The sequence below is a fragment of the Pseudoalteromonas sp. Bsw20308 genome, from assembly GCF_000310105.2.
Classification (GTDB): Bacteria; Pseudomonadota; Gammaproteobacteria; order Enterobacterales; family Alteromonadaceae; genus Pseudoalteromonas; species Pseudoalteromonas fuliginea.
The window spans coordinates 3885551-3911938 of sequence record NZ_CP013138.1 but is presented as its reverse complement, the minus strand read 5'-3'; the positions used below and the strand labels follow the sequence as shown (position 1 = coordinate 3911938).

Genomic DNA, 26388 nt, shown 5'->3' with positions numbered 1-26388 from the left:
GCTCCTTAAAAAGGGTTGAATTCGTGGCTAAGAATACGAGCTTCACGCTCCAGTATTAAAAATTGTGCAGTATTGTTATGCACTTTATAAAACCGTTTCAATGCTAATAATGGCTTGTATAACTGCTCTAAACATTGCTTACGAATAGCATTATGGATAAGAGGGTCGCACATTTTGTTCATAATTTCATGGTGTGTGCGCCTAAGATAAAACTCTTGAAGCAAAGGATTTCGCTGTTGTTCAAAGTTTTTGGCGACGTTTAGGGCGGTTTCTATGTAATCGGCAACGAGCATGGGTGCATGCAGGCCGGGTCTTAAGCAATGGCAAGAGAGTTCTTGATGGTAACGATGCTGTGCATGATTTGAAGACATAAAAAAACCGACTCAGTCTAACGATAATAGTTATCATTACATTTAATCGGTTTCAGTGTAAACAGTTATTATTAAAATTATTTGCGATATTAATTTGAGTTTTAATTGTAGCCAAGAATAAATATCTGATCTGTTTCATGTTTTGTTATCGCCTTTTGATTATGTTTAGGATGCGAAAGTAAATCGATTACTGTAGCTCTCATATCAACGGCATAACTATGATCGTCGGTGGTTTTTTCAATTATAGCAACAGCTGCATCTACAGCTGTATAAGAGGGAGTATGCATAATATTTTCCTATTAATTAAATCATAAATTAACCCAAGTAAGGGTTAATATAACTAAAGCATAATACATACCACTGCCTTAAATTAGTTGTAGAGTTATGAATTTAATAGTCTTTATAAATACTCGATACAATTTTAGTTACCCAAAATTAGCAATTTGCGATATTGTTGTGCAATATGCTTCTCATTTGGTGCAAAGTAATGGCTAAACCTTTCTCACAAGCTTGCGAAAATAACAAAAAGCCTATTTTAAAAGTGCTTACTCAGGTACTTAATAAAACGAAAGTATTGCTTGAAATAGGCTCAGGAACCGGCCAACATAGTGTGTTTTTTGCAGAACAATTACCACATTTACAATGGCATACAAGTGATCGCGCTATAAACCACGAAGGGATTAATTTATGGCACCACGAAGCTAATTTAACTAATTTACATGCACCACTTGAGCTTGATTTAAATAATGAGTGGCCAATAGATAAGGTTGACGCTATTTATACTGCAAACACATTTCATATTGTAAGTTGGCAATTAGTTGAACGTTTTTTTGACGGTGTTAAACGTCACTTAAATAGCGACGGTATGTTGTGTATTTATGGGCCATTCAAATACCAAGATGAATTTACCAGCCCAAGTAATGATGACTTTAGTGCCTTTTTAACAGAGCGCGATCCGTTAAGTGGAATAAGAGATTTTGAAGCAGTTGAACAACTAGCTAAGCAAGCAGGGCTTACGCTTATTAGCGATACTGCCATGCCTGCAAATAATCAGTTACTCGTTTTTAAACGGCAGTAATGAGCTACATTGCTCTTTATATATATCAATATGGCCGCGTTCACGCTTTAAGTAGTCGCTTATTGCATTACTGAAATCGCCATCAACAATATGGTGAGCAGAGTAGGTAAGTACGGGTTCAAATCCGCGTGCTATTTTGTGCTCACCTTGTGCACCCGAATGAAAACAGTTGAGTTTATGTTTTATTGCAAACTCAATACCTTGGTAATAACACAACTCAAAGTGAAGCGAATCTACTTCCTCACTTGCTCCCCAGTAGCGCCCATAAAGCGTATTTGCACCTACTAAACTGAGTGTTGCAGCAATCACGTTATCGTCTCTTTTGGCCAGCATAATAACGAGATTATTAGCCATTAAGGCATGTAAAAGCGTAAAAAACTCCATATTTAAATAGCCCAAATGACCAGAACGCTTTAAGTAGGTACGCTGATAAAACTCACAAAACAATTGCATTATCTCGGGCGTAATTTGCGTTCCTTGCAGCCATTCAATATCAATATTTTGTTGCGCTATTTTAGCTCGCTCTTTTTTAAGTGACTTACGTTTTCGTGAGCTAAGTATTTGCAAAAAGTCGTCAAAGGTTTCAAAACCTTTATTAAACCACTGAAATTGCACACCCACTCTTAACATGGCGTGTTGCTCAGTTAATGAAGTCGCTTGGGCTTGGTCGCAAAAATTAACATGCCAACCCGACCACTTTTGCTCAGCACTGTGTATGCTAAGTTGCTCTGTAATGTACTGATACACCGCATTTGGGTTAGCGTGATCGATAGCAATACGCTTGCCTTCAATAGGGCTAAAGGGAATGCCAGATAGCCACTTGGGATAATATTCTAAACCGTGTTTTTCGTATGCCTCAGCCCATGCCCAGTCAAATACGTACTCGCCATATGAATGACTTTTTAAATACCCGGGTGCAAGTGCAACGAGCGTATCATCTTCAAAAATAGCGAGGTGATGGGGCTGCCAACCGCTTTTTTGTGTTACGCATTGGCTTTGTTCAAGGGCATATAAAAAAGCATGTTGAGTAAATGGTTCATCACCAAATAAACGTTGCCACTGCGCCTGAACAATCTCATTAATACTGCTAAACCATTGGTGCGAAAACGTTCCCATGACTACTTACCTTGTAGTTGTTCTAAGCTGTTCTACATTTTTAATAAACGTACTAATTTGCATTTTAAGCTCGGTAAAATGAGGATTATAAGTTAAGCGTTGTAAAGCCGGATAGTGTTTTAAGTTGGCGCTTGTACGCTCTCCTAGTTGTGGTTTTGTTGTTGTTTTACATGTTTTGTACAGGGACTCATCGTTAATAAAGCTGCCACAATTACGATAGGTTGCGTTAATTCCATAATGTGGATTTTTCGGTGAGTTAACAACAGCAATATGCGACATACCATGAACTTTTTTACATTGAGGTGTTGTGCATTGCGGGTTATTTACTGTGTAGTCACTAGCAAAGTCTGGCGGTAAAATATCGGTTTTGCCATAAAGTACTAAAGTATCGAGTGGCTTATATTTTACTGAATTACCCTTGTGTAACGCACTTAATAATTTTAGCGTGGCACGCGTATCTATCGTGGTATCAATGTCGGAAAGTACACTAAAAATAGGCAATTTAAGTGCAGGGCGTTTGTTTAAACTACTTACGCTTGCAAGTGACATTGCATCGTATGAAGCGGCAGCTGCATTTAAAGGAAATGATTCATACTTAGCAAAGTCTACATCGGCGTCTTTATCTATCCAATTAACAAAGGGTATGGCATCAATCCACTTTGCTATCCAGCCGTACTTATTATGCGGCTCAGAGCCGGGCGAATAAAGCATAAGCGCTTTAATTTTAGGCGAAACAGTGTGTTTGGTTGCGTAATCAATAAGTAACGCTGCACCGGTAGAGTAACCTGCAAGTATCACTTCATCAAAGTCTTGCATCGATCGCTCAACTCCGTACTTGATTGCCTGTTGCCACTGGCTAACCTCTACATTGAGTAAAGCACTTGCGGCACTTCCATGCCCTGGTAATAATATAGTACGCACGGTATAGCCTTGCTGATAATACACTTGTGCTAAATCGTGATACGTAAAGGGTGAGTCAGTTAACCCGTGGATTAATAGTGCAACTTTATTACTGCTTGGATGCGTAAGCTCAAAAGGGGCAATAATATCTACAATAGTAGGGTCTGATTTTCGCGTACCTTGTGTCACTAATTGCTGATACGTTTGTGTAATAACGGGGCATGGCATATTTGCACGGGGATTGGCTTTATTTATATGTTTATACGCATAATCTAAGTAATGATTGAATGGTAAAAGGGCGTGGTAATTAAAACGCTGGTGATTGTGCTCATTTTCAAAGCGTAATAAGCCTTGTTGCTTACTTTTTGTTATAAATTTGAAGTCGCTCGCCTGCGATATACAATTTTGAGCGACAACAATATGCGAAAAAACACTTAAATTAAAACCAAAAAATATGTTTAAAATTAAACCACTATTGTTCATTAACTTCTGCATATTGGACAAGACACTCGGTTAGCTTACTGAGTTCAAGCGGTTTTGCAAGATGCTGGTTAAATCCAACGGCTTGTGCATGTGCTTTATCCTCTGGCATAACGTCGGCGGTTAAAGCAATGATAGGGAGCTCTTCGTCTGTTTTAAATTGCCTGATCAGTGCCGTGGCTCTATAACCATCCATTATGGGCATTTGGCAATCCATAAGCACTAAGTCAAAATGTTGTTCTTTTACAATGTTGACCGCCAGCTCACCATTTTCAACAATGTGCGGCACAATACCTAGCGACCCAAGCATTGCTTTAATGACCATTTGATTTACAGGATTATCCTCTGCAACAAGAATACTTAAAGATGCAGCATTGGTATTTGCAGTCGTTATGGTTGGGAGTTCTTCTGGCTCTGTTGTTTCTAGCTGTATCTCAAATGTGAAAGTAGATCCCTGCTCTAATTCACTTTGCAACGTTATTTGGGCGTTCATTAATTGGCTCAGCTCTCTAGCGATGGTTAAACCAAGGCCAGTCCCTCCAAACTGCCGTGAAGTAGAGCTATCGGCCTGAGTAAACGCATTAAACAGTTTGTTATGTTGGTTTGATTTAATGCCTATACCAGTATCAACAACGTTAATTGTTATTTTTACTTCATTGGTAGATACAAACTCGGTATCGATATTTAGTGTAACGCTGCCTTTTTTTGTAAATTTAATAGCATTACTGCATAAGTTAAGCAGTATTTGCTCTATCCGCATAGAATCGCCAATAAACCATGTGTCGGCTGGTAATTTACAGTTAATTTTCCAATCAAGGCCTTTATTTATAGCGCTTTGTTCAAACATGGTATTAATACGCTGTACAAGTGCATTTAAATCAAATGGGATATATTCAAGAACTAAGCGTTGTGATTCTATTTTTGATATATCGAGAATATCGTTTATTAGATTTAACAAGCTTTTTGAAGATGAGTTTATTTTATCCAAATAGCCAATGAGTGTATTTGCGTTATCTTCTTTACGCGCCAGAGACGAAAAGCCAATTACAGCATTTAACGGCGTACGTATTTCATGGCTCATATTCGCTAAAAACTGACTTTTAGCTTGGTTAGCTAAATCAGATTGCTTTTTAGCTTGTACAAGAGAGTAAGTGCGCTCAGCTACTTGGCGAGTCAGCGCAATTTGCTGCTGATTAAATAGTAGTAATACCATCAAAATTAATGAGCATACGGCCACTTGGAGTATAAGTAATAATAAAGTGAGTTGGCTATTGTGCTGTGATAAAAACTTTTCTTTTAGTGATAGTTTTACAACCCATTGTTGCCCACCAAAGTCGACATTGAATGACATTGGGCGACTGCCTTGTGCTTGGTCGAGGTTCTTTGAGTAATTAGTATAAAATGGAGGCTCGTTTATATCTTCATAAATACCAATCGAGAACATGTCTGATTGTTGCTCAGAAATAGCTTGTTCAATCATACTGCGCACTAAAAACACACCAGTGGCATAGCCTTTAATTTTTTCTCCACTCATACTTTGAGAGTACACAGGCGCAAATAATAAATAAGCTGGGCTTGGCTCTTTGGTTTGCACCAGTTGGATTATTTTAGTGCTAATAGGTAAATATTTAATGGCAGGGTTGAGTAATGATGCTTTTCTATCTGAATTTGAAAAGACATTAAATCCAATCGCTTTTTGATTACCGTTAAAAGGTGCAATATATTTAACAATAACGAGAGGGTCATTATCCTCAAGTGGTTTACCTACGATATCAATATCTAAATGATAAATATTTGAGATTTCTTCAGTAAAAGCATTGCGCTGATCTTGGTCTATTTTTACATTCCACGATAAAGCTTTAATAAATGAATGTTGTTTGAGTAGTTGGCTTGCATAAGAATAAAAGTCTTGCTGATTTAATTTCGATGATGATTGGACTTGGCTCGCTAAACTTTGCACGGCAATAATACTGCGATTTGTGTACCTATATAAGCTATTTTCTATAACGTGAACTTCACGCTCAGCAATTTTAATCGTATTGATACGATTTTCTCGGTCATACAATTGAGTTGTAACGGCAACCGAGACAAATAAAACTGAACATACTGCAAGAGTCGGTAATACAGATATATTATATTGATTCGACTTTTGTGGTAGCAGAGACAGTAACAATGGAGTGGCAATTAAAACGCCTAAAGTATCGCCAAGCCACCAGTAAGTAACATTTCTCCAGTGATTATCAATACTGTAAACAGGGTTGAATTCACTCAGTGCAAATACACCACAATTAGCCGAAATTAAGCTCACTAAAATGGCTACTACAACAATAAAATAAATGATATTTTTGCGTTTTTTAAAGCGTAACGGATGGCCCAACCAAAATTTTAAAAGCGCCGCACCTACCATTGCCTGTATTACAACACCAAAAGAGATGTACATCGCCTCATTAAATGAGTTGCCAATGAGTACCATTTCATGGACTGAGTTATTAAAAACATTAAGATTAAAAGCTATAGAAGCTATAAATAATGGCAGAATAAATCGCCACCACCATATATAACACCCCACTAAAGCAATACCGGCGGGTAACCAAATAGGAATTATTTGTGAGTTAAAAGCAAGTTTAGTGAGTGCAATGCCGACTAAGAAGTATGCAAAGGAAAAAATTATGTAAAAAATAAAAGAGTGATATTTTGAGTTAAAATTTTTCACATAAGGTCCAAGCGATTATTATTCTCATTTTTTAAATATCAGTATAGCTAACAGTAAGTTATTTGCGGAATTTTTATAATGGTAACTGCTTTTTGCTAAATGACTGCTTTAACACGACAGTTGATTCTATATTAGCAATGCAACTTAAACCACCTAATTGATGTTTTACAAATCTCTCATAGCTCTCAAGATCGTGTGCAATAATTTTTAATAGATAATCATAGCTTCCTGATATTACACAACACTCTAATACATGTGGTAATTTTTCTACATGGTGTTCAAATTGCTCAGCAGCACTTACCGAGTTTTGGCTTAGCCTCACAAACGCATACACCAGCACATTAAGATTAAGTGCTTTGGGGTTTATGGCTGCGTGGTAGCCGGTAATAATGTTTTCTTGTTCGAGCTTTTTTATACGCCTTAAGCAAGGTGTATCAGACAAATTAATGCTGCTAGCCAAGTCTGAAACTGACATGCGGGCTTGGCTTTGCAGTGCGATGAGTAATTGCTGATCTTTTTTATCTAACATAGTTATCGGCTTTCATTAATTATTTTTATATTTGTAGTGATTATTGCTAAATATTATGGTTTTTACTATTTTTTTTGGCGTTTTACTCTCATTAAACTCTGTTAGCATTTAATTATAAAAATAATAGAGCACAACAATGAACACACATACCGCTACTTTCGATCAATGGATACGAACAGGATTTGTCACTTTAAATAGTGAACTTGAGCAGCTCTATTGGCAACAAACCGATAAAGCAAATGTAGAAGGAATAGGTGAGGCCTTAAAGCAACAGTTAGAAAAAGAAGGCAACGCATTAATTAGCAATTTATTAGCCGAGGGAAACACAGATCAAGGCTTTGATAGCGCTTTTGACTTACTCGGTAACGTAGGATTATTTATGGCGGCGTGTAGGCGCCATGAAATTACTGAGCCAAGCAGAGAAACTACTTCCCCGCTAATTGAAGCCTCAGCGCTTGCTATGCATATAGGCGCATCCATTGGCGTAACCCCTCGTTTTGCTACCGCCCACTTAACTACTCATAACAAAGCACTTAACGGTATTTATAAACGATTTACTAATTTACCTGATGAAAAGCTATTTATTGATTACAACACCCAAGGTATTTTGGCCTATAAACGTGCAAGTGATGCTTTATTAAAAATATTGCCGTTAGGTATTTCACACCCCTTGTGTGGTGAGTTATTAAAAGTAGCTAAACAAGCGCTTATAGATGTAATTGAGTCAAATAATGCACTTTATTCTGAGCTCGATACAGATCGCTTTTTTAACTGCGTTCGCCCTTATTATAAACCGTACCGTGTAGGTAAAGAGGTTTACAGAGGTGCAAATGCTGGTGACTTTGCAGGTATTAACGTGATTGATATGTTACTAGGGCTTTGTAGCGCAAATGAACCTAGTTACTCGCAAATGCTGGTGGATAAGTTTTTATATATGATGCCGGAGGATCAACAAATCCTACGAGAAGCCATGCGTATGCAAAGCTTTATGGATGACTTTTTACAAGCAGAGCAATATAAAAATACAGATTGGTTTAAAAATCACGCAACGTTATTTATTCAAGTGTGTAAATTACATGGCGACACCGCAGTCGGTCATCATAATCAATTGGTTGAAAAATTTATTGCTCAGCCTTCAAAAAATATGCAACAGCAGCATATGAGCAAGGTAACAGCAAGTGGTCCGCCGCTTCATGTATTACTTGATTCGCTCGAAAAATTAAGAGATAGGCGAGCCAGTGCCAAACGCGACGATATAAAAACACGTTTTGACGATCTAAATACACTTAAAGAATGGGTTAAATAGCATGCTTAAAAATGATTTTTGTATGGCAGATGGCTGTTATTTATTAAACCACTCGGTAGGGCGTCCTCTTAAAAATACACAGCAATATTTAGCACAGCACTACTTTTTACCGTGGGAGAGCTCAAATAAAGAACCTTGGCAACAATGGCTGCCCGCAGTTGAGCAATTTACTACCGCGCTTGGTAAGTTATTTAATGCGCCTAGTTCGCAGTTTTGTCCTCAAGTTAATTTATCAAGTGGCTTAACAAAGTTGCTTATGTCGCACCCTCGATTACAGCAAAAAAATTGTAAAGTGCTTATGGCGCAAAGTGATTTTCCGAGCATGGGTTTTGCAATGCAAAAAGCGTTGCCAGAGTGTGCGCAAATTATGTTTATACCAGAGCACGAAAACCTAACTGATATTAGTGTTTGGCAACGTTATATAACCGCCGACATCGATTTAGTTTTTATAAGTCATGTGTATTCAAATACAGGTGTACAGGCGCCGGTATACGATATTGTAGCTATAAGTAAATTAACCAATAGTTTATCAATAGTTGATGTTGCTCAGTCAGCGGGTGTGATACCGCTTGATTTAAGCATACTCGATGCTGACTTTATGATTGGCTCGAGCGTTAAATGGTTATGTGGTGGCCCAGGTGCAGCTTATTTATGGGTTAACAAAAACCAAATAAAGTTCTGTGAGCCTAAAGATGTGGGGTGGTTTTCGCATCAAAATCCATTTGAGTTCGATATTAATAATTTTAAATATAACAGCAGTGCGCTTAAGTTTTGGGGTGGAACACCTTCTGTAGCGCCTTATATTATCGCTGCAAATAGCATTAATTACTTTGCAGAGCTAACTGCTCACAAGGTAAGGGATCATAATTTAGCTATGCTTACGCTTATTCATGAGCAACTAGCTGAATATGTTGCATCACCTATGGGTAGTGATAAATGCAGCGGGACTGTTATTTTATTTTTTAACAAGCAGCAAGACTATTTACTTACAGAGCTTAATAAAGCGAAAGTCAGCGTAGATGCTCGTAAATTTGGGATACGAGTATCGCCACATATTTATAATACCCGAGAAGACGTTGAGCAGTTTATTTCGATAGTAAAACGAGCACTTAAGGGTTTTGGCTAAGCTGCTGCTGTCTTTGTTTTAATGACTCTATTTTTTGCTGCATTTGATTAATTGATGCGTCGTAAGCTTGCTTTAACGAATTTGTTTTAGTTGCGATAGCATCAGCAATAGATGAAGCGCCTAAACGATTGGCTTTATCTTGAGTCATGTAATCTATCTGCTGTTTTTTAGCTGCGTATTCTTTTTGGCTTTGTGCAATAGATAGCTCAAGACGCTTTATTTCACGCTCTATTTGCTGAACCTCTAAGTAGTCATCCACAGAGGTGTCGCTAATACCTTTATCGGGCGTAGAGCTTTTATATGCTTCAATTACGTTTATATCTTTAAGAGTAATAACTTGTGCATCTTTAGCGCAAGGCGTTTGGCTAAAGGTAGTAACGCCCTTAATTACACACTTATACACTGTTGTACTTTGTGCCAAGGTAAAAAATGGAACTGCCGCGCAAACTGATAGCAATATGAATCGGATCATAGCTAAACCTAAAGTGGCTAAAGTTGTGTTAATAATGCCCGAAGTTATTACAAGGCACAATTTGTTTAGTTTTTATAAATTTTAGGCACAAAAAAACCACAATTAAGTGGTTTAAATTAAGTATGGTCCAGAGGGAGGGATAGACTTGCTTACATCCATGTAATCAATCGCTGCGCGACGCTTGCAGCGGCCTAAAATGTTCCAGACATTTTGTCGAACCCTGTCGAGGGTTCTCACCCTCCCAATTTAGTATCGGTGTTAAATTTTGGGCACAAAAAAACCACAATTAAGTGGTTTAAATTAAGTATGGTGGAGAGGGAGGGATTCGAACCCTCGATAGAGCTACAAACTCTATACTCCCTTAGCAGGGGAGCTCCTTCGGCCACTCGGACACCTCTCCAACGCATAACCGGTTGTATTGATGGAAGTAAAAAAAGCCACCAATTAAAATATGGTGGAGAGATAGGGATTTGAACCCTAGATGGGCTATAAACCCATGCCGGTTTTCAAGACCGGTGCATTCGACCACTCTGCCATCTCTCCGTGACGCAGAATAATACTTAGGTGATACCGCTGTGTAAATAGCAAAATGACTGTTTGCCTAATATTTGTACGTAAATGAGGTTTTTTTTGTAAATAAATGGAAATTAAGGCAGTTTTTGAATAATAAATAGGTTGCAGCAAACTGTGGGAGCTAAAGAAGAGGCTTCATTTAGTGGTTGAGTGTTTGCTGCACCGCAAAAATAATCATGGTTGGGTGATTATTTATATTGAGCTGCGCCGCTAAGTGCTAACCTTTTACCAATAGTGTTAAGTCTAGCTAACATTTTTGCTTTACGGTTAGTTGGTTTAACCGCAATGTGCGCAGATGCCGTTTGGTTTAATGTATTAATTGGATTCATTACCTTGCTCCGAGTTTGTCTGTTGAAATCGAGTGCATTTTGCACGTTAACTGATTAAAAATACAACGATAAAAATTGAGTGTGAAGCATTAGTTATTTTGATGTGAAAATCTTTTAAATACGTTCTATTTTACTTTTTAAATAAGTGTTTTGAATAGTTATTTAAAAAACAAAATACCTATTGCTCTATATTTGCAAGGCTTGTGTGCTTGTTTAGGTTTTTTATGCATTTTACTTTGTTTTTTTTGACTAATTATTCAGATTAAATTATTTTGATTAAAGTGTTTTTCTTCATGCTTTTCGGCTATGTTTTATATCAGTAAAGTTGCTGTTATTGATAATTACTAATGTGGGTAAATATATAATCAAAAAACAGCTTAAATTATTTGAAATTGTTCATTGATGATGGCGTTTATTATAACGAGTCAATGGCACTGCAATGATGAGTTTATTTGTTTTTCACTATATTGGTAATAAAAAAGCGCCTACATACTGTAGGCGCTTTGCGTTAGTTGCGTTAAATAACGCGTCTAACTGGGGACGGAGCCACTTTTAGCTATTGCTCTATTTGCTAAAAAGGCATTAATTTGTTTTGTTGGGGTAAGCACAATGGCGTTACCTAATAGCACTAGGCTAAATCCTGCAAAGGTATTTGCATGCCATTCAAAGCCTTCAAAAAAGCTACTCAGTGTTACTGCCACTAATGGAAATAAAACAATAACGTAGCTGGCTTTTTCAGGGCCTATATTTCTTAGCAGTGCAAAGTAGCACCCAAAAGCGATTACGGTGCCAAATATTGATAGGTAAATTAGTGATAACCAGTAACTTGGTGGAGCATTTAAACTAAATTGCACATCGTTCATTAATACATATAAAGCTAAGCCTATAGCACTATATAACATACCCCATGCATTGCCTTGCAATACACCAATTTGCTTACGAGAATTACGAACGCTTACCATGTTTCCTAATGAAGCCACAAAGGTGCCGCCAAGGGCAAGTAGTAACCCGACCAACGCACCATTACTCAAGTCGAACTGCTGTAACTGTGGCCAAAACAGACACGTAATACCTAACACAGCGAGTACAGCACCTGTATAAATTCGTTTTGAGATTGGCTTACCAAAAAATAGTCGAGTGTTAACTATGTTCATAACCAGCAGCATTGAAAAGGCAATTGAGGTCATTGCGGAGGTTAAGTAATTTTGCGCCCAGTAAAGCATTAAATAGTTTAATCCAAAATTACAAATGGCTAATAAAACAAAAAAGCCATGATCTAGTAATTTAAATCGCATGTCGGGTTTTTTGTACGCTACATATAACCACATCAAAAGCGCTGCAATAGTAAAGCGATAAAATAACGATAACTCTACCGCAATATCGCCCAGTTGAAATTCGATGGCCAACCAAGTAGAACCCCAAATTAAAACGGTTGTAATGTATAGCGCTGCACTTTTCATGGTTACTCTCCAAAGCCCGATTGAATGGCTATTTTAAGACCTATCTGTATACTTACCATATACAGAAAAGTAAAAATGTAACCTATACAGATTGGGTGTGTGATGATAAGACAAAAAAATAGCCAAGGGCACGATTTTTTATATCAACAAGTTATTCAGTTGATCAGAGATATGAGTGCCCAACAGGTTTTACTGCCTGGCGAAAAACTTCCATCACTGCGCAAAATGGCAGATAACTTAAACATAAGTATCCCTACCGTAAAACAAGCGTATCAAGTACTTGAAGATCAGGGGTTAGTAGAAGCACGTGAAAAATCGGGATATTTTTTAAAAGTCGTTAGCATGGCGCGCAATTTGCCTAAGCGCGTTAAATTAAGTCGCGAGCCTGTTGTGGTAAATAAACAAGCCTTAATAGAGCAGGTGTACAGTGCGATTCATCAAGCTAACGTAGTCCCTTTTGGTATTGCTAATCCAATTGCTGCTGCACCCACCGATAAAGCACTCGCCAGAAACATGCGCCGTGTAATGACAATTGCGGGCAGTAAAGCTATTAACTATGGGCCAACAGATGGGTTTGTACCGCTGAAAAAGCAATTGGTGCATCGCTATTTAGATTTTGGTATTGGCATTGATATGGACGAGCTTGTGATCACCAATGGTGCGCAAGAAGCCATGGCTATTGCGCTTAAATGTGTAACAAAGCCTGGCGATGTAGTTGCTATTGAGACGCCTTGTTATCACGGAATTATCGAGTTAATAGAAAGCCTAGGGCTTAAAGCGCTCGAAATACCACTGTGCCCAGATAATGGTATTTGGTTAAGTGATTTGGAACGCGCTTTAAATGAGCATGACATAAAAGCGTGTTTATTCTCGACAGCAATTAGCAACCCTGTGGGCAGCTTTATGCCTGATACAAATAGACAGCAGCTGGTGGAGCTACTTGAAAGTCATGACGTAGTGCTTATTGAAGATGACGTATACGGCGATTTATATTTTACGGCAAAACGAGGCACACCTGCTTTAGCGTACTCTAAAAAAGGATTAGTGATTAGTTGCTCATCTTTTTCTAAAACGGCAGCGCCGAGCTATCGTGTAGGTTGGTTAGTTGCGGGTAAATTTGCAACGCAAGCAAGGCGATATAAAAGAGCGCTAAGTTGCTCTGCTTCTTTAATAAACCAATGGACGTTATCTGAATTTATTGCCAGCGGCGAGTACGACCGAAATTTAAAAGTACTTAGGCAGCGCTTGCGCGATAATAAAGAGCGTATGCGATGGTGCTTACAACAAGCAATGCCAAAAAACACACGTATAAGCAATCCAAAAGGAGGCTGCGTAATGTGGCTAGATTTAGGAGGCGAGTACGATAGTCAAACATTGTTTTTACTTGCGCTTGAGGTCGGTATTAGTATTACCCCTGGGCTTGTTTTTTCGGCCTCTAATAAATATAAAAGCTGCGTCAGGTTAAGTTATGGTGTGCAATGGAGCGCGCAAATTGAGCAAGCAATAGTTACATTGGGTAAGCTTACTTTATTAGCTAAAAAGTAATACCAATCTGCTTATATATGGGGTCTATTTAACGTTAAGAAAATTACGCTATAACTAGGCAAAAGTTTTTGTATCTAGTTGTTCTAAATAAAAATTTTTAACGAAGTTATAGTGCAATTTAATTCGTTAAATTGATCAAAGATTTATGCAGGTTGGTATAAGTTTGCGAAACACAAAAAAGCAGCATTTAAGTAAACTTAAGTGCTGCCAAAGGGATGTTAAATAACGTTTGCTGTACTAATTTTGTTTAAAGCTAAATAACTGGTAACCTTCAAGCTCAGGCACTTGCATTACTAATTGCTCTTCTTGTTTTGCAATATCAGCAAAGTTTCCACATAAAGAGTTAGCACGTTCTTCTAGTGCGCTTGCATGTAGCTCTACTTTTTCTTCTATTTGTGCGCCCATATTTTCCATACGTTGTTCAAAGGCATCCATATCACCGCCTGAACCAAGTAACTCAGAACCTAAAGCAACTAAAATACTGCCCATTGATTGCATCACTGCTGATTCAAACGCTGTTTCTATCTGCTGCTCAAACTGTTGTTCAAAGTTTGAGCCAAATTGATTAAAGCTTTGTTGGCCCATCACAAATGTACCTTGCTGGTAAAATGTGTTTTCTACTTCGATTTTAATGTCGTCCATAAGCTCTGACATATTATCAAGACCGTCAATATTAAATGCATTGCCTACTTCTTCTAATGCTACTCCGGCAATTTTAACACCCTCAAGCGCTATATTAGCTACTTCAGGCAATTGAGTGCGTAAGCTATCAGAGTACTTGGTTAGCGCTTCGCGTTGTGAGTTATTAAGTGCTACAAATTCGCCATTTACGGTTAAGTCACCATGGGTATTAAATCGCATGGCTTTATTATTGGCAGTAAAAATTTCTAATTCGTTTGGTTTAATACGTACGTCGTTTTTAAATTCGACGTTACATTCATCGCTGCTAAATGAAATTGCAGAATCGTTGTCGTTATGAGCCATAGCTGCTGGTGTACAAATTAATGCGCTAACTAATAGTAATTTTTTCATGTGTATTCTCTGCTTTTTTGTTGATGACTATTAACTAATAACAAGTTTAATGCCATTATTTTTTTATTATAATAAACAGTAAGTTAATTTGTCCGAGGCCTTTTTAATAGGTTGGGTTAAGTTAAAAATAAACTATTTTTTAGTCAAATTAACTAAGTTCTACAAATCTATAAGCAATATTTATCGATACGATAAAAAACTCTCACTTTCCACAATTGAAATTTAACGCTATTTATTCACATTACTGACATGAAGACTATTTACGATAGTCACGTGGCTTTATTTTGATGCTAATTTGCAGCGCATTTTGGTGTTAAACATTTTTAATTTACCGGCTATTGCGATAATAAAATCCTTGGCTGGTCTCAAACACTTTATGGAGTGGGTTGTGGGTAAGACATTTAGTTACGATGCGCTAGATGACGATTTTGTTGAAGACGAGTACGAAATGCTCGGACGTAATCAACACGATAAGAACAAGCAAAAGGTTAAGAAAAAGTTGGAAGACTACCTTGAGCAAAAACGCTTGCGTAAAAATCTAGGCGAAGACGATTTAAGCGATTACACCGACTAAATCACGCTAGTATAAATACAATACCAATTAATATTGAGAGTTTAAATGTGCAGTTAGTCGATATGTTTAAGTTTTAATAGTATTGGCAATAAAGAGGCCTCGCGCCTCTTTATTACTTTTAAAGCGTGCTTTTAGCCTGCGCTAATGCTTTTTGGATTGTAAGTTCTAACTTTTTGGGTTTAGTAAAAGGTGCATAGCGTTTAATTGGCATGCCATCTGCGGCAATTAAAAACTTAGTAAAATTCCACTTTATTTTGCGTGTTAAAAAACCAGGCAAGGCTGATTTTAAATAACGAAAGACGGGATGTGCATGCTCACCGTTTACATCTACTTTGGCCGCCATTAAAAAACTCACGCCAAAATTGATTAAACATCCTTGCTCTATTTGTGTTGCGCCGCCGGGTTCTTGTTGACCAAACTGGTTGCACGGAAACCCCAAAATTACTAAACCTTGGCTGGCATACTTATTATGTAAAGCTTGCAGCGACTCGTATTGGTAGGTAAATCCACATTTACTTGCTGTATTAACAATAAGCACAACTTTACCTTCAAAATCATTAAAGTTAATAGGTTGACCCTGCAAGCTTGTTGCGCTTAATTGATGAAATTCGTGCATTTTGGCGTCTTTTTATTGTTGTTACCGGTATTTTAACCTGAGTACAGTATTTCATAAAGTATAAAGAGCACTCTAATTTAAAATTAGAAATAGCCCCATACCGGCAAGCGTTGTGTAATAAATATTATGTGTTTTATAGGCAACAATAATGGCGACTATCGCTGCGCTTAAATAAGGGTTTTGCCAGTTTAAGTTAATGCTATCTTCATTTAAAAATACGATAGGCACCCAAATTGCTGTAAGCACCGCAGGTGCGCTAAAGCTTAAAAATTGCTGCATTTTAGGACCTACTTTAAACGGTAAAGCGCGGTGTAAAAATAAATAACGCGTAAAAAATGTAATGCACGCCATAAGTAAAATATTTGTCATCATAGCGTTGCTTCCTTTTTAGCGGTTAGTCTTGCTGTAGCGTAACCTGCGCTCATTGCCAGCAGCGCTGAGCAAACAAGCCATAACTCAAATCCGGTACTTTTTAAAAGCGTTGCGCTAACGCCTGCTACAATTACCGTAACAAGTGAGGCCAAATTTTTGATTCCCGGAATAACCAACGCGATAAACGTGGCAGCAATCGCAAAGTCGAGCCCTAAATTAGTTAAGTCGGGCAGCATTGTGCCCGCTACAATGCCAATTAATGTCCAAATATTCCATGCAATATAAAAGCTAAAGCCAGCGCTCAATGCGTATATTAAGCGTGTTTTTGTTCTATATGCTTTTCGATGATGAGAAAACGCAAACAGCTCGTCGGTTAAAGCAAAGCTCACCGGTAAGCGCCAACGCATAGGTTGATCAATGACCTTATGACGCACAGCTAAACCGTATAAAAAGTGCCGAGAGCTAATAATAAACGTTGTGAATAAAATTGTGAGCAATGGTGTGTTGCCCGCCATAAGTTCAATCGCAACAAGCTGTGCAGAGCCTGCAAATACTAATAACGACATTGCTTGGGTTTCAAAGGCGCTAAAACCATTTTGAATCGCTAAAGAGCCGCATAAAATACCCCAAGGAACAACGGCTAAACACAGTGGTAGCATATCTAAAAAGCCTTTTAAAATAGCTTTTTTAACTGGTTGCATGATATTTACTCTCACGGCTTGTAGAATGGCTCATAAGGATACCTTAATATTATGATGTTAAAGTAGTTAACAAATTAAATAATACTGTTTTTTTAAGGATAGGCACAATGACGACGTTAAAAGTGTGGGATGGGTTTATAAGATGCTTTCATTGGTTTTTGGTTGTAAGTATTGCAGTGCTTTATTTTAGTATTGAAGAGGGCATGATTGAGCTTCACTTTGTCGCTGGTTTTTTTACTTTAGCACTTATAGTAACACGTTTAATATGGGGTGTTATTGGTAGCAAAACCGCGAGATTAAGTGGGTTACTGCACTCTCCTCGTGCTATTTTAAAGGCGCTAAAAACACCAAGCGAATCGCTAGGCCATTCGGCACCCGGTAGCTGTATGGTGATAGTGTTTTTTATATTGATCATAACGCAACTTGTAAGTGGCTTAATGAGCAGTGATGGTATTTTAACTGACGGGCCGCTTGCTCAATATGTGTCTAGCGATACGATTGATTTTGCCAATTGGCTACATGAGCTGAATTTTGACATTTTACTTTATGCTATTGGCTTGCACGTATTGGCTATTATCATTTATAGAATAAAAGGCAAACCGCTAGTTAAGGCGATGATCACAGGCTCAAAAGAGTTAAAAGCGGATGACTCTGAGGCTAAAGTAACTAAAGCGTCTTGGCCTGCGTGGTTAATATTTATATCTTTATTGGTGTTGCTGGTATTTACGTGGGCGAAAGAGCCTTTAACTTATTTGTTTAGTTAAAAACACATTAAACCAACCTTAAAGGGGTAGTTTTTTATTTTGATTACATTCTTTTGTTTGATTGTTGTGTGGTTGCAAATTATAATCATCAAGTGATTAGCTTATTAAGGTGAGGATAAATTTTTTGCACGATTTATTAGTGCGTATAACTTGCCCTAGATGTATTTTTTGTGTATCCATATAGGTATGGGTAATAGTTTGTGACTCTTAAGGTGTTGCTGTGTTTATGCATACGTCGTTGGCCTGTGGAAAGTGGTCAACTATAGGTTGTTTAAATCATCATACCCAATTATTTATTGGTGATGTGGTGAGTGTAACCTTTTATGACTTGCAAGGAGAGCTAGTCAGTTTATCGTTTGATTATAAAATCACCTCGTTAGAGCAAGGTGAACCCCATGCATGGCCGCGTTTAGTTGCCGAGCACATTAATGTGCATATACCATTAATAAGCGCAGGGCGAATGACTGAACAAGGGCTCGTTGTTGCTTATCGACAAAATGAAATTTTTGCATTGCAAAGTAGTGGTATTTGTAAAGTCCAAGTTGATTTTCATTGCATCGCGAAATGTGATGATTATGTAGTTAAAGAATGTGACGCATATGAATTTATTTATCCACAAAGTAGCGATTCTTACAATGCAGGTACAAAAGTACTACAACCTAAAACGGGAAAAATTTATCAATGTAGGCCTTGGCCATTCAATGAATTTTGCCGTGTTAATGATGAGAATAAAGTTATGTTTGAACCCGGCATTGGACAAAGCTGGGCTATGGCATGGATACAAGTATCAGATTAATAAATATAAAGAACCTTCTTCCCATAGGTAGAACGATTTTAGTAATGAAACGTATTACCTTCTAAGCCCTCTCAACTATTGAGTGGGCTTTTTTATTTTTATGGTAAACTGCAATTATTGTTATTTTTCAAATTGGTCTTTTCTGTGCCTCATCCTGATCACTCTCTAAATTTATTGTCTAACGTCCCTATCGCTAAAAAGCAAGCTCATATACTCAATGCGCATAATAAAACACGTGTCGATAACTATTATTGGATGCGTGATGATGAACGTCAAAATGAACACGTACTAGCGCATTTGCATGCTGAGAATACCTATTGTGATAAACAGTTAGCACCTATAAAACCATTACAAAATACACTATTTGAAGAGCTTAAAGCGCGTATTCTAAAAGACGATAACTCGGTACCCGTTAAAGACGGAAAGTATTGGTATCACTCAGAAGTGCGTGGCGATGATGAATATTCACGCCATTACCGTAGTACCAGCATAGAGGCTGATAATAAAGAGCTTTTACTAGATATAAATGTGCTAGCGGCAGGGTTCGAATTTTTTGAATTAGGTGAAGTCGCTCTTAGCCCGTGTGAACAACTTATGGCTTATTCTGAAGATACTGAAGGCCGACGTATATATTTAGTGCGTTTTAAAAACCTTGAAACAGGTGAGATGCTACCTGATGTACTTGAAAACACAGAAGGGCAAGTTGTTTGGGCTAATGACAATAAAACCGTTTTTTATGTTAAAAAAGATTTAAAAACATTATTAGGCTATCAAGTGTTTCGGCATGAGCTTGGTAGCGAGCAAAGCCAAGACGTAATGGTTTACGAAGAGCAAGATAGTAGCTTTTTTATGGGGCTTGGTAAAAGCCGCGACGAAAGCTTAATTATTATTGATTTAGCATCGACAGAGACCAACGATACATGGGTGCTTGATGCTAATAAGCCCACTGGCGAATTTGAAGCATTAATGCCGCGTGAAGATGGCCACGAGTTTGACGTAGATAAGCTAGGTGACACATTTTATATTGTGACTAACTGGCAAGCTAAAAACTTTAGATTAATGACGGCAACAAACGAAACGATTGCTGATAAAACACAATGGCTTGAGCATACAGCTCACAGAGAAAATGTCCTGCTTGAAGGTGTTGAGTTATTTAATGACTTTTTAGTATTGAGTGAACGCGAGCAAGGGCAATCTCGATTTGTAGTTGTTAATAGGCAAGGAAATTGTATGGCACTTGAGTTTGCCGATCCTTGTTACTATGCCGCTATAGCAATGAACCCAGAGCCAGAAACACGTACTGCGCGTATTTATTACTCAAGCTTAACAACACCGGGTTCTTTATATGATGTTGATTTAACAACAGGCGAAAAAACACTACTTAAACAGCAAAAAGTACTCGGTAGTTTTAATGCCGATGACTATCAGTCGGAGCGATTAATGGTAACTGCTCGCGACGGAATCAAAGTCCCCGTATCTGTTGTTTATCGAAAAGACAGCTTTAAAAAGGATGCCTCAAATCCGTTATTTCAATACGGCTATGGCGCCTATGGCTATACGATTGATCCTAGTTTTTCTAGTTCGTCACTGAGCTTGCTCGATCGTGGTTTTGTTTATGTAATAGCGCATGTTCGAGGCTCTGAAATGCTAGGCCGCGAGTGGTACGAGCAAGGTAAAAAAGAGCATAAAAAAAATAGTTTTAGTGACTTTATTGATGTGACAAAAGCGCTTGTCGCACAAGGCTATTGTGATAGCAATAAGGTGTTTGCCTCAGGCGGCAGTGCAGGTGGTTTATTAATGGGAGCGGTTGTAAACCAAGCACCAGAGTTATATTGTGGTGTTGGCTGTCATGTACCATTTTTAGACGTATTAACCACGATGCTTGATGAGAGTATTCCGCTCACAACAAATGAATACGATGAATGGGGTAATCCAAACGATCAACAGTTTTATGATGTAATTGAAGTTTACTCGCCGTATGACAATATTCGCGCACAAAACTATCCGAACATACTCGTTACTACCGGTCTTCATGACTCGCAAGTGCAGTATTGGGAACCTATGAAATGGGTTGCAAAAATGCGTGAGTTCAAAACGGATAGTAATATTTTAGTCTTTAAAACAGATATGGATGCAGGGCACGGTGGTGCATCAGGTCGTTTTAAAAGCTTAGAAGAAAAAGCCCTCGAAATGGCCTTTTTTATTGCTCTGTTAAATTAACTGCAAAATCGGAAAATTGTATTATTCTATATATAAGTTGATATCTGTAAGGCAATTTATGTTTGGAGCACATGGCGAATTCCAGATTTTCTCGCAGCCACCTCATATGTATTTAAAATTGAAGGGGAGCTTTAATAATGAAGGTATAACATCATTAACTAATGGTGTTATTCAAGAATTGAGCACTCACCCTGAAAATACGATTAAGTTTGTGATTGTTAACTTAAAAGAGTTTGAGCTGTTAACTCTGGATAGTCTTGATTCGTTAGAGGCCTATTTTGCGGGTGTAAAAGAACGTGGCTATCAACGAGTTGACTATATAAACATTAATATCATAGCTAAAAACATGTTTGAAAAAGTATGGAAAAATAGCGATGTAGAAGTTAATTTTTATAAAGATACCGAAAGCTATTTATTAGTGCATCCAAGTGATAGTTATATAAAACAGAACTGGTAATTAATATGAGTATTATAAACCGCTACTGAAGAGGGCTTATAATACTCTCTAAACACCCTTTATAGCGCCTTGAAAGGTTTAAACACATATCGTTTTTAAGTCTTACTTTATAATCGCCACTGTCAGTAGGCATCAGTTCGCAAATAGCTTGTTTTCTTACCAGCGTTGAGCGATGAATACGAATAAACCCTTCAGGCTCAAGCTGCTGCTCAATATTTTTCATGGTTTCGCGGTGTAACACCGGTGTACTACCTTGGGTAAAATGCAGCTCTACATAATTGCCTGCACCATTTATCCAAATAATATCATTGATATCAATTAATCTTACTTTACCTACATCTTTAACTACTATATGTGATGATGATTTTTCAGTTTGTGCGCTTTGCTGATATTGACGTTCGGCCGTGCTTGCAATTGGGCATAAGCGAATCAACTTATCAAAGCATTTATCAATACGTGGTGCAGTTGAATCTAATATTAAAAAATCAATTGCACCCACTTCAAATGCAAAATTGGCAAAGTGGTCTGACTGGGCAATAATGACTAATTTCAGTTTTTTAGCAAGTTCAGTTAAATGCACTATTTGCATAGGGTCAGACATGCTTGTTAACTCATAAAAAAGTACGTTGTATTGACTTGTATCTATCTGATCTAACCTCTTTTGTTGTGTTAGGGATTGAGATTCAAAGTGTCTATGCTCTTGTACTCGATTTGTTAAAAATGTTGCAAATTCAGTGTTGCTAACAAATGTTAATGCATGAAAAGAAGTGGTCATTATTTTATATCCTCGTTGTACAGATTAATAAAGACCGTACTAAATGGAAAAAAATGTTACGAAAATATAATATTTTTATAAAACCATTGTGATTTGTTCACTTATCCCACCAAACTTGCAACTTGTACCAATATAGGTGCCTTGTAAGGAACGTGTATAGAGTCTCAATGCTAATCCCCTTAATGTGATTCGTGAGGTAACTATTTAGTTACAAAAATAACAATTCAAGAAAAAATAATTCAGGGGAATTACATGATATTAACTAACAACGGTAGTGAGCGATTATTTAAAAAATCATCACTAACAGTTGCGCTAAGTAGTATATTATTAGCGGGTTTTTCGTTTCAAGGTGTTGCAGCCGAAGAAGGGGAAGTAAAGAAAGTTGAACGTATTGAAGTGACTGGTTCACGAATAAAGCGTGCAGATATAGAAGGGTCATCACCAGTTACTTCTATTGGTCGCTTAGCCATTGAGTCATCTGGTGTGCAAAGTATTGGTGAACTTCTTCAAACAGTGGCACAAGCTGATTTATCCGGTTTATCACAATTAACAAACAATACGAATGGTAATGATGGTTCTCAAACTATCTCGCTACGTAATTTAGGTGATAACAGAACTCTAGTTTTGGTAGATGGCCGCCGGTTCCTAGCGCTAGGAGGAGGTCAAGTTGATATTTCACAGATCCCTATAGCTATAGTTGAGCGTGTAGATATTTTGGCCGATGGCGCATCTGCTGTATATGGCTCAGATGCTATCGCAGGTGTTGTAAATATTATCACTAAAGATGGCTTTGAAGGCGTGAGTCTTGATGCAACAATTGGTGCAAATTTTGAAGGTGATGGTGAGTATAAACAAGCTGGTATCTCAATTGGTACAATCAAAGGTGATACATCATTATTTTTAAATATTTCAAAATCTGAAGATAAAGAAATTGGTGCTGGAGATCGTGACATTTCATCAACTCCTGTTGCTTATATTCCAGAAGCACGTGGTTCTGCATTTGGACTCTATGGTATTTTTAATACTTCAGATGGTTTTAAATCACTCGACCCAGAAAAAGAAGGTGCGGGCGTAAGGACTGCTGACGATTTTGAGTCGTTTGGAACTAAACATCGTTATAATTTCGCCCCAACAAATTATTTAAAAACACCTTCAGAGCGATTAAATATATTCGCTAAGGTAAATCATGAGTTCTCAGATACGCTTAATGCATTTGTGGATTTCACGTACAATCAGCGTAAGTCTGTAACTCAAATTGCAGCTGTTCCTCTTGTAGCTGGTTTCTCTGGTCCACAGTGGGAAATTCCTTACAGCAAAGATAATATTTATAACCCGTTCGGTGAGGACTTAACCGCATTTGGTTTTAGAACATTACCAATTGGCCCGCGTACCAACATTCAAGATTATGATACTTACTTTATTACAGGTGGTTTTGAAGGTGAGTTTGAAATTGCTGATACAAGCCTATTTTGGGATGTATCTATGTCACGTGGTGACAGCAGTCGTAATGAACACGGTGAAAACTTTGTAAATTTACAAAACCTAAGAAATGCTGTTGGTCCATCTTTTATTGAAGATGGTGTAGCGCAGTGTGGAACTGCGGATGATGTAATTTCAGGCTGTGTGCCTTTAAACCTATTTAATGGTGAAACAGGTTTTACAGACGAAATGGCTAACTACATTGGCTATGAACTAAATAACCAAGTTAAAACAGGTACAACTAACTTTACAGCAAATATTTCTGGCGAAATATTTGAATTACCAGCTGGATTTGTTGGTTTTGCGGCAGGTTATGAAAAACGTACTAATAGCTTCGTAGATAATCCTGATTCTGTTGTTGCTGCTGGTTTAAGCTCAAGTAACTTCAGCGAACCAACAAACGGTAGCCAGACTGCAGAAGAGTCTTACTTTGAGTTTGCAATACCATTACTATCTGAATTACCAGGTGTTCAAAGCTTAGAGCTTAGTATTGCTGGTCGTTTTTCTGATTTCGAAAATAGTGGCTTTGTTGGAACCGACCCAATAACATCTAAATTTGATAATGAGAGTTTCAAGTTTGGTTTCACATGGCGCGTATATGAAGATTTAATGTTTCGAGGTAATTATTCTGATACTTTCCGCGCCCCATCGGTAGACAATTTATTTGCTGGCGGCGGAGAAGGGTTTCCTTCTACTCAAGATCCTTGTAACACAACGCAATTCCCGCTTCAATCAGCTAATACACAAGCTTTATGTATAGCTGATGGTGTTCCTGATGGTGGTTCTATTCAACCTACAGGCCAATTACGCTCATTAAATGGTGGTAACCCTGGACTACAACCTGAAGAAGGTAATACAACTACTTTTGGTGTGGTTTTCAATCCTAGTTGGTTGGAAGGGTTTGATATGACCGTTGATATGTATAAGATTGAGCTTAACGATGCGCTCTCATCTATTTCTGCTGCTGGTATGCTAAATCGTTGCTACGTCCAAGGTGAAAGTGAGTTCTGTGGATTTATTGAAAGAAGAGGTGACGGGCGAGTTGCGACTATTCGTACATCACAGTTTAATTTAGATAAACTTGAAGTTGAGGGTGTCGATTTTAACGCTAATTATGCTTTCCAAACCCAGGACTACGGTAACTTCAACTTCCGCCTTAACGGTTCTTACACTGGCTCTTACCGTTCAGCTGGACCTGATGAAAGTATTAATGATGCAGTAAATGAAGTTGCTCGAATTGATAGTGATATTCTGCGCTGGAGAGGAACATTTAATACGACTTGGTCTTTTGATGATTTAGTTGTTACATGGGGTATGAGATATACTAGTGAAATAACAGAATCATGTTCTATTCCTGAGAACTTTTTAGAGGATGGAATTGCAACACGAGAGCTTTGTAATATGCGCTCTGCTATTAGCGAAGATAACCCAAGTGGCTTAAATCGTATAGGTAGCGTAACGTATCATGATTTATCAGCTAGTTATGCTTTACCTTGGCAAGCAAGTGTTCGTGTTGGCATGAGAAATATATTTAAGAAAGAGCCACCAGTTGCATTAAACCCATTCGGTAACTCTTTTTATTCTGTGCATGACATTCCAGGTGGAACTTGGTTTGTTAATTACAAACAGGACTTTTAATAGCATGTAATTAAATCTCCGTCATAAAATAAATTGACGGTTTAAATGAAAAGACCAGTAGCGCTAGCTACTGGTCTTTTTTGTATATTTACACAGTATTACTTTTATCTACTGCGAAATAATTTGTAAAATAAGCCTAATTAGTAGTTTTACCAGTGTGTACTCGATGATATTAAGTTTTAATGTGTAAATTAATTTAATTAGAATATGTTTTATTACCCGCTTAAGTCAAAAAAAACGCCACTGGTAACAGGTGCGTTGTTTAGATTGAATAAGGGGGTAATATAATAATCGAAACGTTTGATTATTCGACGATTTATCCCTAATTAAGCCCTCTATGAGGGCTTTTATCTTTTTTAGATTAAAATTAATCTAAGTACGCTTTTAACATCCAAACCAGTTTTTCTTGCTCTGAGATGTAATCACTCATTAGTGAGGCTGTGCCTTCATCGTCTGCATCACCTGCTTGGTTTAAAATATCGCGCTGCATGTGAATTAACGTACTGTAACCAGCGAGTAGGTTCTCTACGGCTGTAACACCATCACTAATACCTTTAGCTTCTTTAATTTTACTTACTTCGAGGTAATCAGAAAATGCATGTAATGGAGCGCCATCTAACGTCAAAATACGTTCGGCAACTTCATCTACTTTTAAAAGTAATAAGTTATAAATTTCTTCAAATTTAACGTGTAGCTCAAAAAAGTTACGGCCTTTAATATTCCAGTGAAAACCACGCGCATTCATGTATTGAATTTGGTAGCTGCTTAATAGTGTATTGAGTGATTTTACGATGTCATCACTTTTTGCACTGTTTAGACCTATTGCGTTTACCTGTGACATAACTTGCTCCTTGAATAACCGTTGATTTGTGAACTTGTGATAAGTATTACTAACTTCGATAAATTAGTAAAATCGTTTAAATTTATCTAGTTAATCGTTTTAACCTATCAATTGTTCTTGGTATC

25 protein-coding genes and 2 tRNA genes are annotated in these 26388 nt (G+C 37.6%); 10 read left to right on the top strand and 17 right to left on the bottom strand.

What is annotated here, in order from left to right:
* Window positions 1-5: 5 nt before the first annotated feature.
* Window positions 6-371, bottom strand: a complete 366-nt coding sequence (locus tag D172_RS17190; protein WP_232525492.1) for a hypothetical protein — start codon at window positions 369-371, stop codon at window positions 6-8.
* A 101-nt stretch (window positions 372-472) separates the two neighbouring features.
* On the bottom strand, window positions 473-658 hold the full coding sequence (locus tag D172_RS17185) for a hypothetical protein (RefSeq protein WP_007377909.1): 186 nt from the start codon (window positions 656-658) through the stop codon (window positions 473-475).
* Between the two features lie 200 nt (window positions 659-858).
* On the opposite strand from D172_RS17185, the gene D172_RS17180 reads away from it, so the two are divergent.
* Window positions 859-1449 (top strand): DUF938 domain-containing protein, encoded by a 591-nt coding sequence (locus D172_RS17180; protein WP_007377908.1) that lies wholly within the window; start codon window positions 859-861, stop codon window positions 1447-1449.
* Here D172_RS17180 and D172_RS17175 read toward each other — a convergent pair.
* The 4 genes from D172_RS17175 to D172_RS17160 all read right to left on the bottom strand — a co-directional run bounded on the left by D172_RS17175 (window position 1426) and on the right by D172_RS17160 (window position 7187).
* Complete coding sequence (locus D172_RS17175; RefSeq protein ID WP_007377907.1) at window positions 1426-2565, bottom strand: GNAT family N-acetyltransferase; 1140 nt, start codon at window positions 2563-2565, stop codon at window positions 1426-1428. The genes D172_RS17180 and D172_RS17175 overlap by 24 nt on opposite strands.
* 6 nt (window positions 2566-2571) lie before the next feature.
* On the bottom strand, window positions 2572-3948 hold the full coding sequence (locus D172_RS17170; RefSeq protein WP_007377906.1) for an alpha/beta hydrolase: 1377 nt from the start codon (window positions 3946-3948) through the stop codon (window positions 2572-2574).
* Complete coding sequence (locus tag D172_RS17165) at window positions 3938-6658, bottom strand: ATP-binding protein (protein ID WP_033023772.1); 2721 nt, start codon at window positions 6656-6658, stop codon at window positions 3938-3940. The genes D172_RS17170 and D172_RS17165 overlap by 11 nt, the downstream gene beginning before the upstream one ends.
* Window positions 6659-6731: 73 nt before the next feature.
* Window positions 6732-7187 (bottom strand): Lrp/AsnC family transcriptional regulator, encoded by a 456-nt coding sequence (locus D172_RS17160; protein WP_007377904.1) that lies wholly within the window; start codon window positions 7185-7187, stop codon window positions 6732-6734.
* Window positions 7188-7323: 136 nt separating this feature from the next.
* Here D172_RS17160 and D172_RS17155 point away from each other — a divergent pair, with 136 nt between their 5' ends.
* Both D172_RS17155 and D172_RS17150 read left to right on the top strand, forming a co-directional pair.
* Window positions 7324-8493: a PrnB family protein gene (locus D172_RS17155; protein ID WP_007377903.1), complete on the top strand. Its 1170-nt coding sequence runs from the start codon at window positions 7324-7326 to the stop codon at window positions 8491-8493.
* 1 nt (window position 8494) lies between these two features.
* Window positions 8495-9619, top strand: a complete 1125-nt coding sequence (locus D172_RS17150; RefSeq protein WP_007377902.1) for an aminotransferase class V-fold PLP-dependent enzyme — start codon at window positions 8495-8497, stop codon at window positions 9617-9619.
* On the opposite strand, the gene D172_RS17145 is transcribed toward D172_RS17150, so the two are convergent.
* The 5 genes from D172_RS17145 to D172_RS17130 all read right to left on the bottom strand — a co-directional run bounded on the left by D172_RS17145 (window position 9603) and on the right by D172_RS17130 (window position 12453).
* Window positions 9603-10091, bottom strand: a complete 489-nt coding sequence (locus D172_RS17145) for a DUF4124 domain-containing protein (RefSeq protein ID WP_007377901.1) — start codon at window positions 10089-10091, stop codon at window positions 9603-9605. The genes D172_RS17150 and D172_RS17145 overlap by 17 nt on opposite strands.
* 307 nt (window positions 10092-10398) lie before the next feature.
* A tRNA-Ser gene (locus D172_RS17140) sits at window positions 10399-10491 on the bottom strand.
* 52 nt (window positions 10492-10543) lie between these two features.
* A tRNA-Ser gene (locus D172_RS17135) sits at window positions 10544-10634 on the bottom strand.
* 218 nt (window positions 10635-10852) lie between these two features.
* Window positions 10853-10993 carry a hypothetical protein gene (locus tag D172_RS21600; protein WP_007377900.1) on the bottom strand — a complete coding sequence of 47 codons (141 nt, stop codon included), beginning with the start codon at window positions 10991-10993 and terminating at the stop codon, window positions 10853-10855.
* A 530-nt stretch (window positions 10994-11523) separates the two neighbouring features.
* Entirely contained in the window at window positions 11524-12453 is a 930-nt protein-coding gene (locus D172_RS17130) for a DMT family transporter (RefSeq protein ID WP_007377898.1), read from the bottom strand.
* Window positions 12454-12555: 102 nt separating this feature from the next.
* Between D172_RS17130 and D172_RS17125 the strand changes: the two genes are divergently transcribed.
* The gene (locus tag D172_RS17125; protein ID WP_007377897.1) at window positions 12556-13998 is read left to right on the top strand and encodes a PLP-dependent aminotransferase family protein; all 1443 of its coding nucleotides are present in this window, start codon (window positions 12556-12558) and stop codon (window positions 13996-13998) included.
* 237 nt (window positions 13999-14235) lie between these two features.
* Here D172_RS17125 and D172_RS17120 read toward each other — a convergent pair whose 3' ends face one another.
* Complete coding sequence (locus tag D172_RS17120; protein WP_007377896.1) at window positions 14236-15030, bottom strand: YggN family protein; 795 nt, start codon at window positions 15028-15030, stop codon at window positions 14236-14238.
* 388 nt (window positions 15031-15418) lie between these two features.
* On the opposite strand from D172_RS17120, the gene D172_RS17115 reads away from it, so the two are divergent.
* Complete coding sequence (locus D172_RS17115; RefSeq protein ID WP_007579801.1) at window positions 15419-15604, top strand: PA3496 family putative envelope integrity protein; 186 nt, start codon at window positions 15419-15421, stop codon at window positions 15602-15604.
* Between the two features lie 118 nt (window positions 15605-15722).
* Here D172_RS17115 and D172_RS17110 read toward each other — a convergent pair whose 3' ends face one another.
* The 3 genes from D172_RS17110 to D172_RS17100 all read right to left on the bottom strand — a co-directional run bounded on the left by D172_RS17110 (window position 15723) and on the right by D172_RS17100 (window position 17293).
* A complete protein-coding gene (locus D172_RS17110; RefSeq protein WP_007377894.1) occupies window positions 15723-16220 on the bottom strand; it encodes a glutathione peroxidase in 498 nt (165 codons plus the stop codon).
* 72 nt (window positions 16221-16292) lie between these two features.
* The gene (locus D172_RS17105; protein WP_007377893.1) at window positions 16293-16592 is read right to left on the bottom strand and encodes an AzlD domain-containing protein; all 300 of its coding nucleotides are present in this window, start codon (window positions 16590-16592) and stop codon (window positions 16293-16295) included.
* Window positions 16589-17293, bottom strand: coding sequence for an AzlC family ABC transporter permease (locus D172_RS17100; protein ID WP_007377892.1), 705 nt, complete (start codon window positions 17291-17293; stop codon window positions 16589-16591). The genes D172_RS17105 and D172_RS17100 overlap by 4 nt, the downstream gene beginning before the upstream one ends.
* A gap of 107 nt (window positions 17294-17400) precedes the next feature.
* Between D172_RS17100 and D172_RS17095 the strand changes: the two genes are divergently transcribed.
* The 4 genes from D172_RS17095 (at window position 17401) to D172_RS17080 (ending at window position 21530) form a co-directional block, all read left to right on the top strand.
* Entirely contained in the window at window positions 17401-18057 is a 657-nt protein-coding gene (locus D172_RS17095; protein WP_007377891.1) for a cytochrome b/b6 domain-containing protein, read from the top strand.
* Window positions 18058-18283: 226 nt separating this feature from the next.
* A complete protein-coding gene (locus D172_RS17090) occupies window positions 18284-18853 on the top strand; it encodes a hypothetical protein (protein WP_007377890.1) in 570 nt (189 codons plus the stop codon).
* Between the two features lie 144 nt (window positions 18854-18997).
* Window positions 18998-21073 carry a S9 family peptidase gene (locus tag D172_RS17085; protein ID WP_007377889.1) on the top strand — a complete coding sequence of 692 codons (2076 nt, stop codon included), beginning with the start codon at window positions 18998-19000 and terminating at the stop codon, window positions 21071-21073.
* 58 nt (window positions 21074-21131) lie between these two features.
* Window positions 21132-21530 carry a hypothetical protein gene (locus D172_RS17080; protein ID WP_033023771.1) on the top strand — a complete coding sequence of 133 codons (399 nt, stop codon included), beginning with the start codon at window positions 21132-21134 and terminating at the stop codon, window positions 21528-21530.
* A 22-nt stretch (window positions 21531-21552) separates the two neighbouring features.
* Here the strand turns inward: D172_RS17080 and D172_RS17075 are convergent, their stop codons facing one another.
* The gene (locus tag D172_RS17075) at window positions 21553-22305 is read right to left on the bottom strand and encodes a LytR/AlgR family response regulator transcription factor (RefSeq protein ID WP_033023770.1); all 753 of its coding nucleotides are present in this window, start codon (window positions 22303-22305) and stop codon (window positions 21553-21555) included.
* 252 nt (window positions 22306-22557) lie between these two features.
* On the opposite strand from D172_RS17075, the gene D172_RS17070 reads away from it, so the two are divergent.
* Window positions 22558-25422 (top strand): TonB-dependent receptor domain-containing protein, encoded by a 2865-nt coding sequence (locus tag D172_RS17070; RefSeq protein ID WP_007377886.1) that lies wholly within the window; start codon window positions 22558-22560, stop codon window positions 25420-25422.
* A gap of 367 nt (window positions 25423-25789) precedes the next feature.
* On the opposite strand, the gene D172_RS17065 is transcribed toward D172_RS17070, so the two are convergent.
* Window positions 25790-26263, bottom strand: a complete 474-nt coding sequence (locus tag D172_RS17065) for a Dps family protein (protein ID WP_007377885.1) — start codon at window positions 26261-26263, stop codon at window positions 25790-25792.
* Window positions 26264-26388 lie beyond the last annotated feature (125 nt).

Bases quoted from the DNA above. Each gene is read 5' to 3' on its own strand.
- D172_RS17190 (WP_232525492.1), bottom strand. From the start codon at position 371: ATGTCTTCAAATCATGCACAGCATCGTTACCATCAAGAACTCTCTTGC.
- D172_RS17185 (WP_007377909.1), bottom strand. From the start codon at position 658: ATGCATACTCCCTCTTATACAGCTGTAGATGCAGCTGTTGCTATAATT.
- D172_RS17180 (WP_007377908.1), top strand. From the start codon at position 859: ATGGCTAAACCTTTCTCACAAGCTTGCGAAAATAACAAAAAGCCTATT.
- D172_RS17175 (WP_007377907.1), bottom strand. From the start codon at position 2,565: ATGGGAACGTTTTCGCACCAATGGTTTAGCAGTATTAATGAGATTGTT.
- D172_RS17170 (WP_007377906.1), bottom strand. From the start codon at position 3,948: ATGAACAATAGTGGTTTAATTTTAAACATATTTTTTGGTTTTAATTTA.
- D172_RS17160 (WP_007377904.1), bottom strand. From the start codon at position 7,187: ATGTTAGATAAAAAAGATCAGCAATTACTCATCGCACTGCAAAGCCAA.
- D172_RS17155 (WP_007377903.1), top strand. From the start codon at position 7,324: ATGAACACACATACCGCTACTTTCGATCAATGGATACGAACAGGATTT.
- D172_RS17150 (WP_007377902.1), top strand. From the start codon at position 8,495: ATGCTTAAAAATGATTTTTGTATGGCAGATGGCTGTTATTTATTAAAC.
- D172_RS17145 (WP_007377901.1), bottom strand. From the start codon at position 10,091: ATGATCCGATTCATATTGCTATCAGTTTGCGCGGCAGTTCCATTTTTT.
- D172_RS21600 (WP_007377900.1), bottom strand. From the start codon at position 10,993: ATGAATCCAATTAATACATTAAACCAAACGGCATCTGCGCACATTGCG.
- D172_RS17130 (WP_007377898.1), bottom strand. From the start codon at position 12,453: ATGAAAAGTGCAGCGCTATACATTACAACCGTTTTAATTTGGGGTTCT.
- D172_RS17125 (WP_007377897.1), top strand. From the start codon at position 12,556: ATGATAAGACAAAAAAATAGCCAAGGGCACGATTTTTTATATCAACAA.
- D172_RS17120 (WP_007377896.1), bottom strand. From the start codon at position 15,030: ATGAAAAAATTACTATTAGTTAGCGCATTAATTTGTACACCAGCAGCT.
- D172_RS17110 (WP_007377894.1), bottom strand. From the start codon at position 16,220: ATGCACGAATTTCATCAATTAAGCGCAACAAGCTTGCAGGGTCAACCT.
- D172_RS17105 (WP_007377893.1), bottom strand. From the start codon at position 16,592: ATGATGACAAATATTTTACTTATGGCGTGCATTACATTTTTTACGCGT.
- D172_RS17100 (WP_007377892.1), bottom strand. From the start codon at position 17,293: ATGCAACCAGTTAAAAAAGCTATTTTAAAAGGCTTTTTAGATATGCTA.
- D172_RS17095 (WP_007377891.1), top strand. From the start codon at position 17,401: ATGACGACGTTAAAAGTGTGGGATGGGTTTATAAGATGCTTTCATTGG.
- D172_RS17090 (WP_007377890.1), top strand. From the start codon at position 18,284: ATGCATACGTCGTTGGCCTGTGGAAAGTGGTCAACTATAGGTTGTTTA.
- D172_RS17080 (WP_033023771.1), top strand. From the start codon at position 21,132: ATGTTTGGAGCACATGGCGAATTCCAGATTTTCTCGCAGCCACCTCAT.
- D172_RS17075 (WP_033023770.1), bottom strand. From the start codon at position 22,305: ATGACCACTTCTTTTCATGCATTAACATTTGTTAGCAACACTGAATTT.
- D172_RS17070 (WP_007377886.1), top strand. From the start codon at position 22,558: ATGATATTAACTAACAACGGTAGTGAGCGATTATTTAAAAAATCATCA.
- D172_RS17065 (WP_007377885.1), bottom strand. From the start codon at position 26,263: ATGTCACAGGTAAACGCAATAGGTCTAAACAGTGCAAAAAGTGATGAC.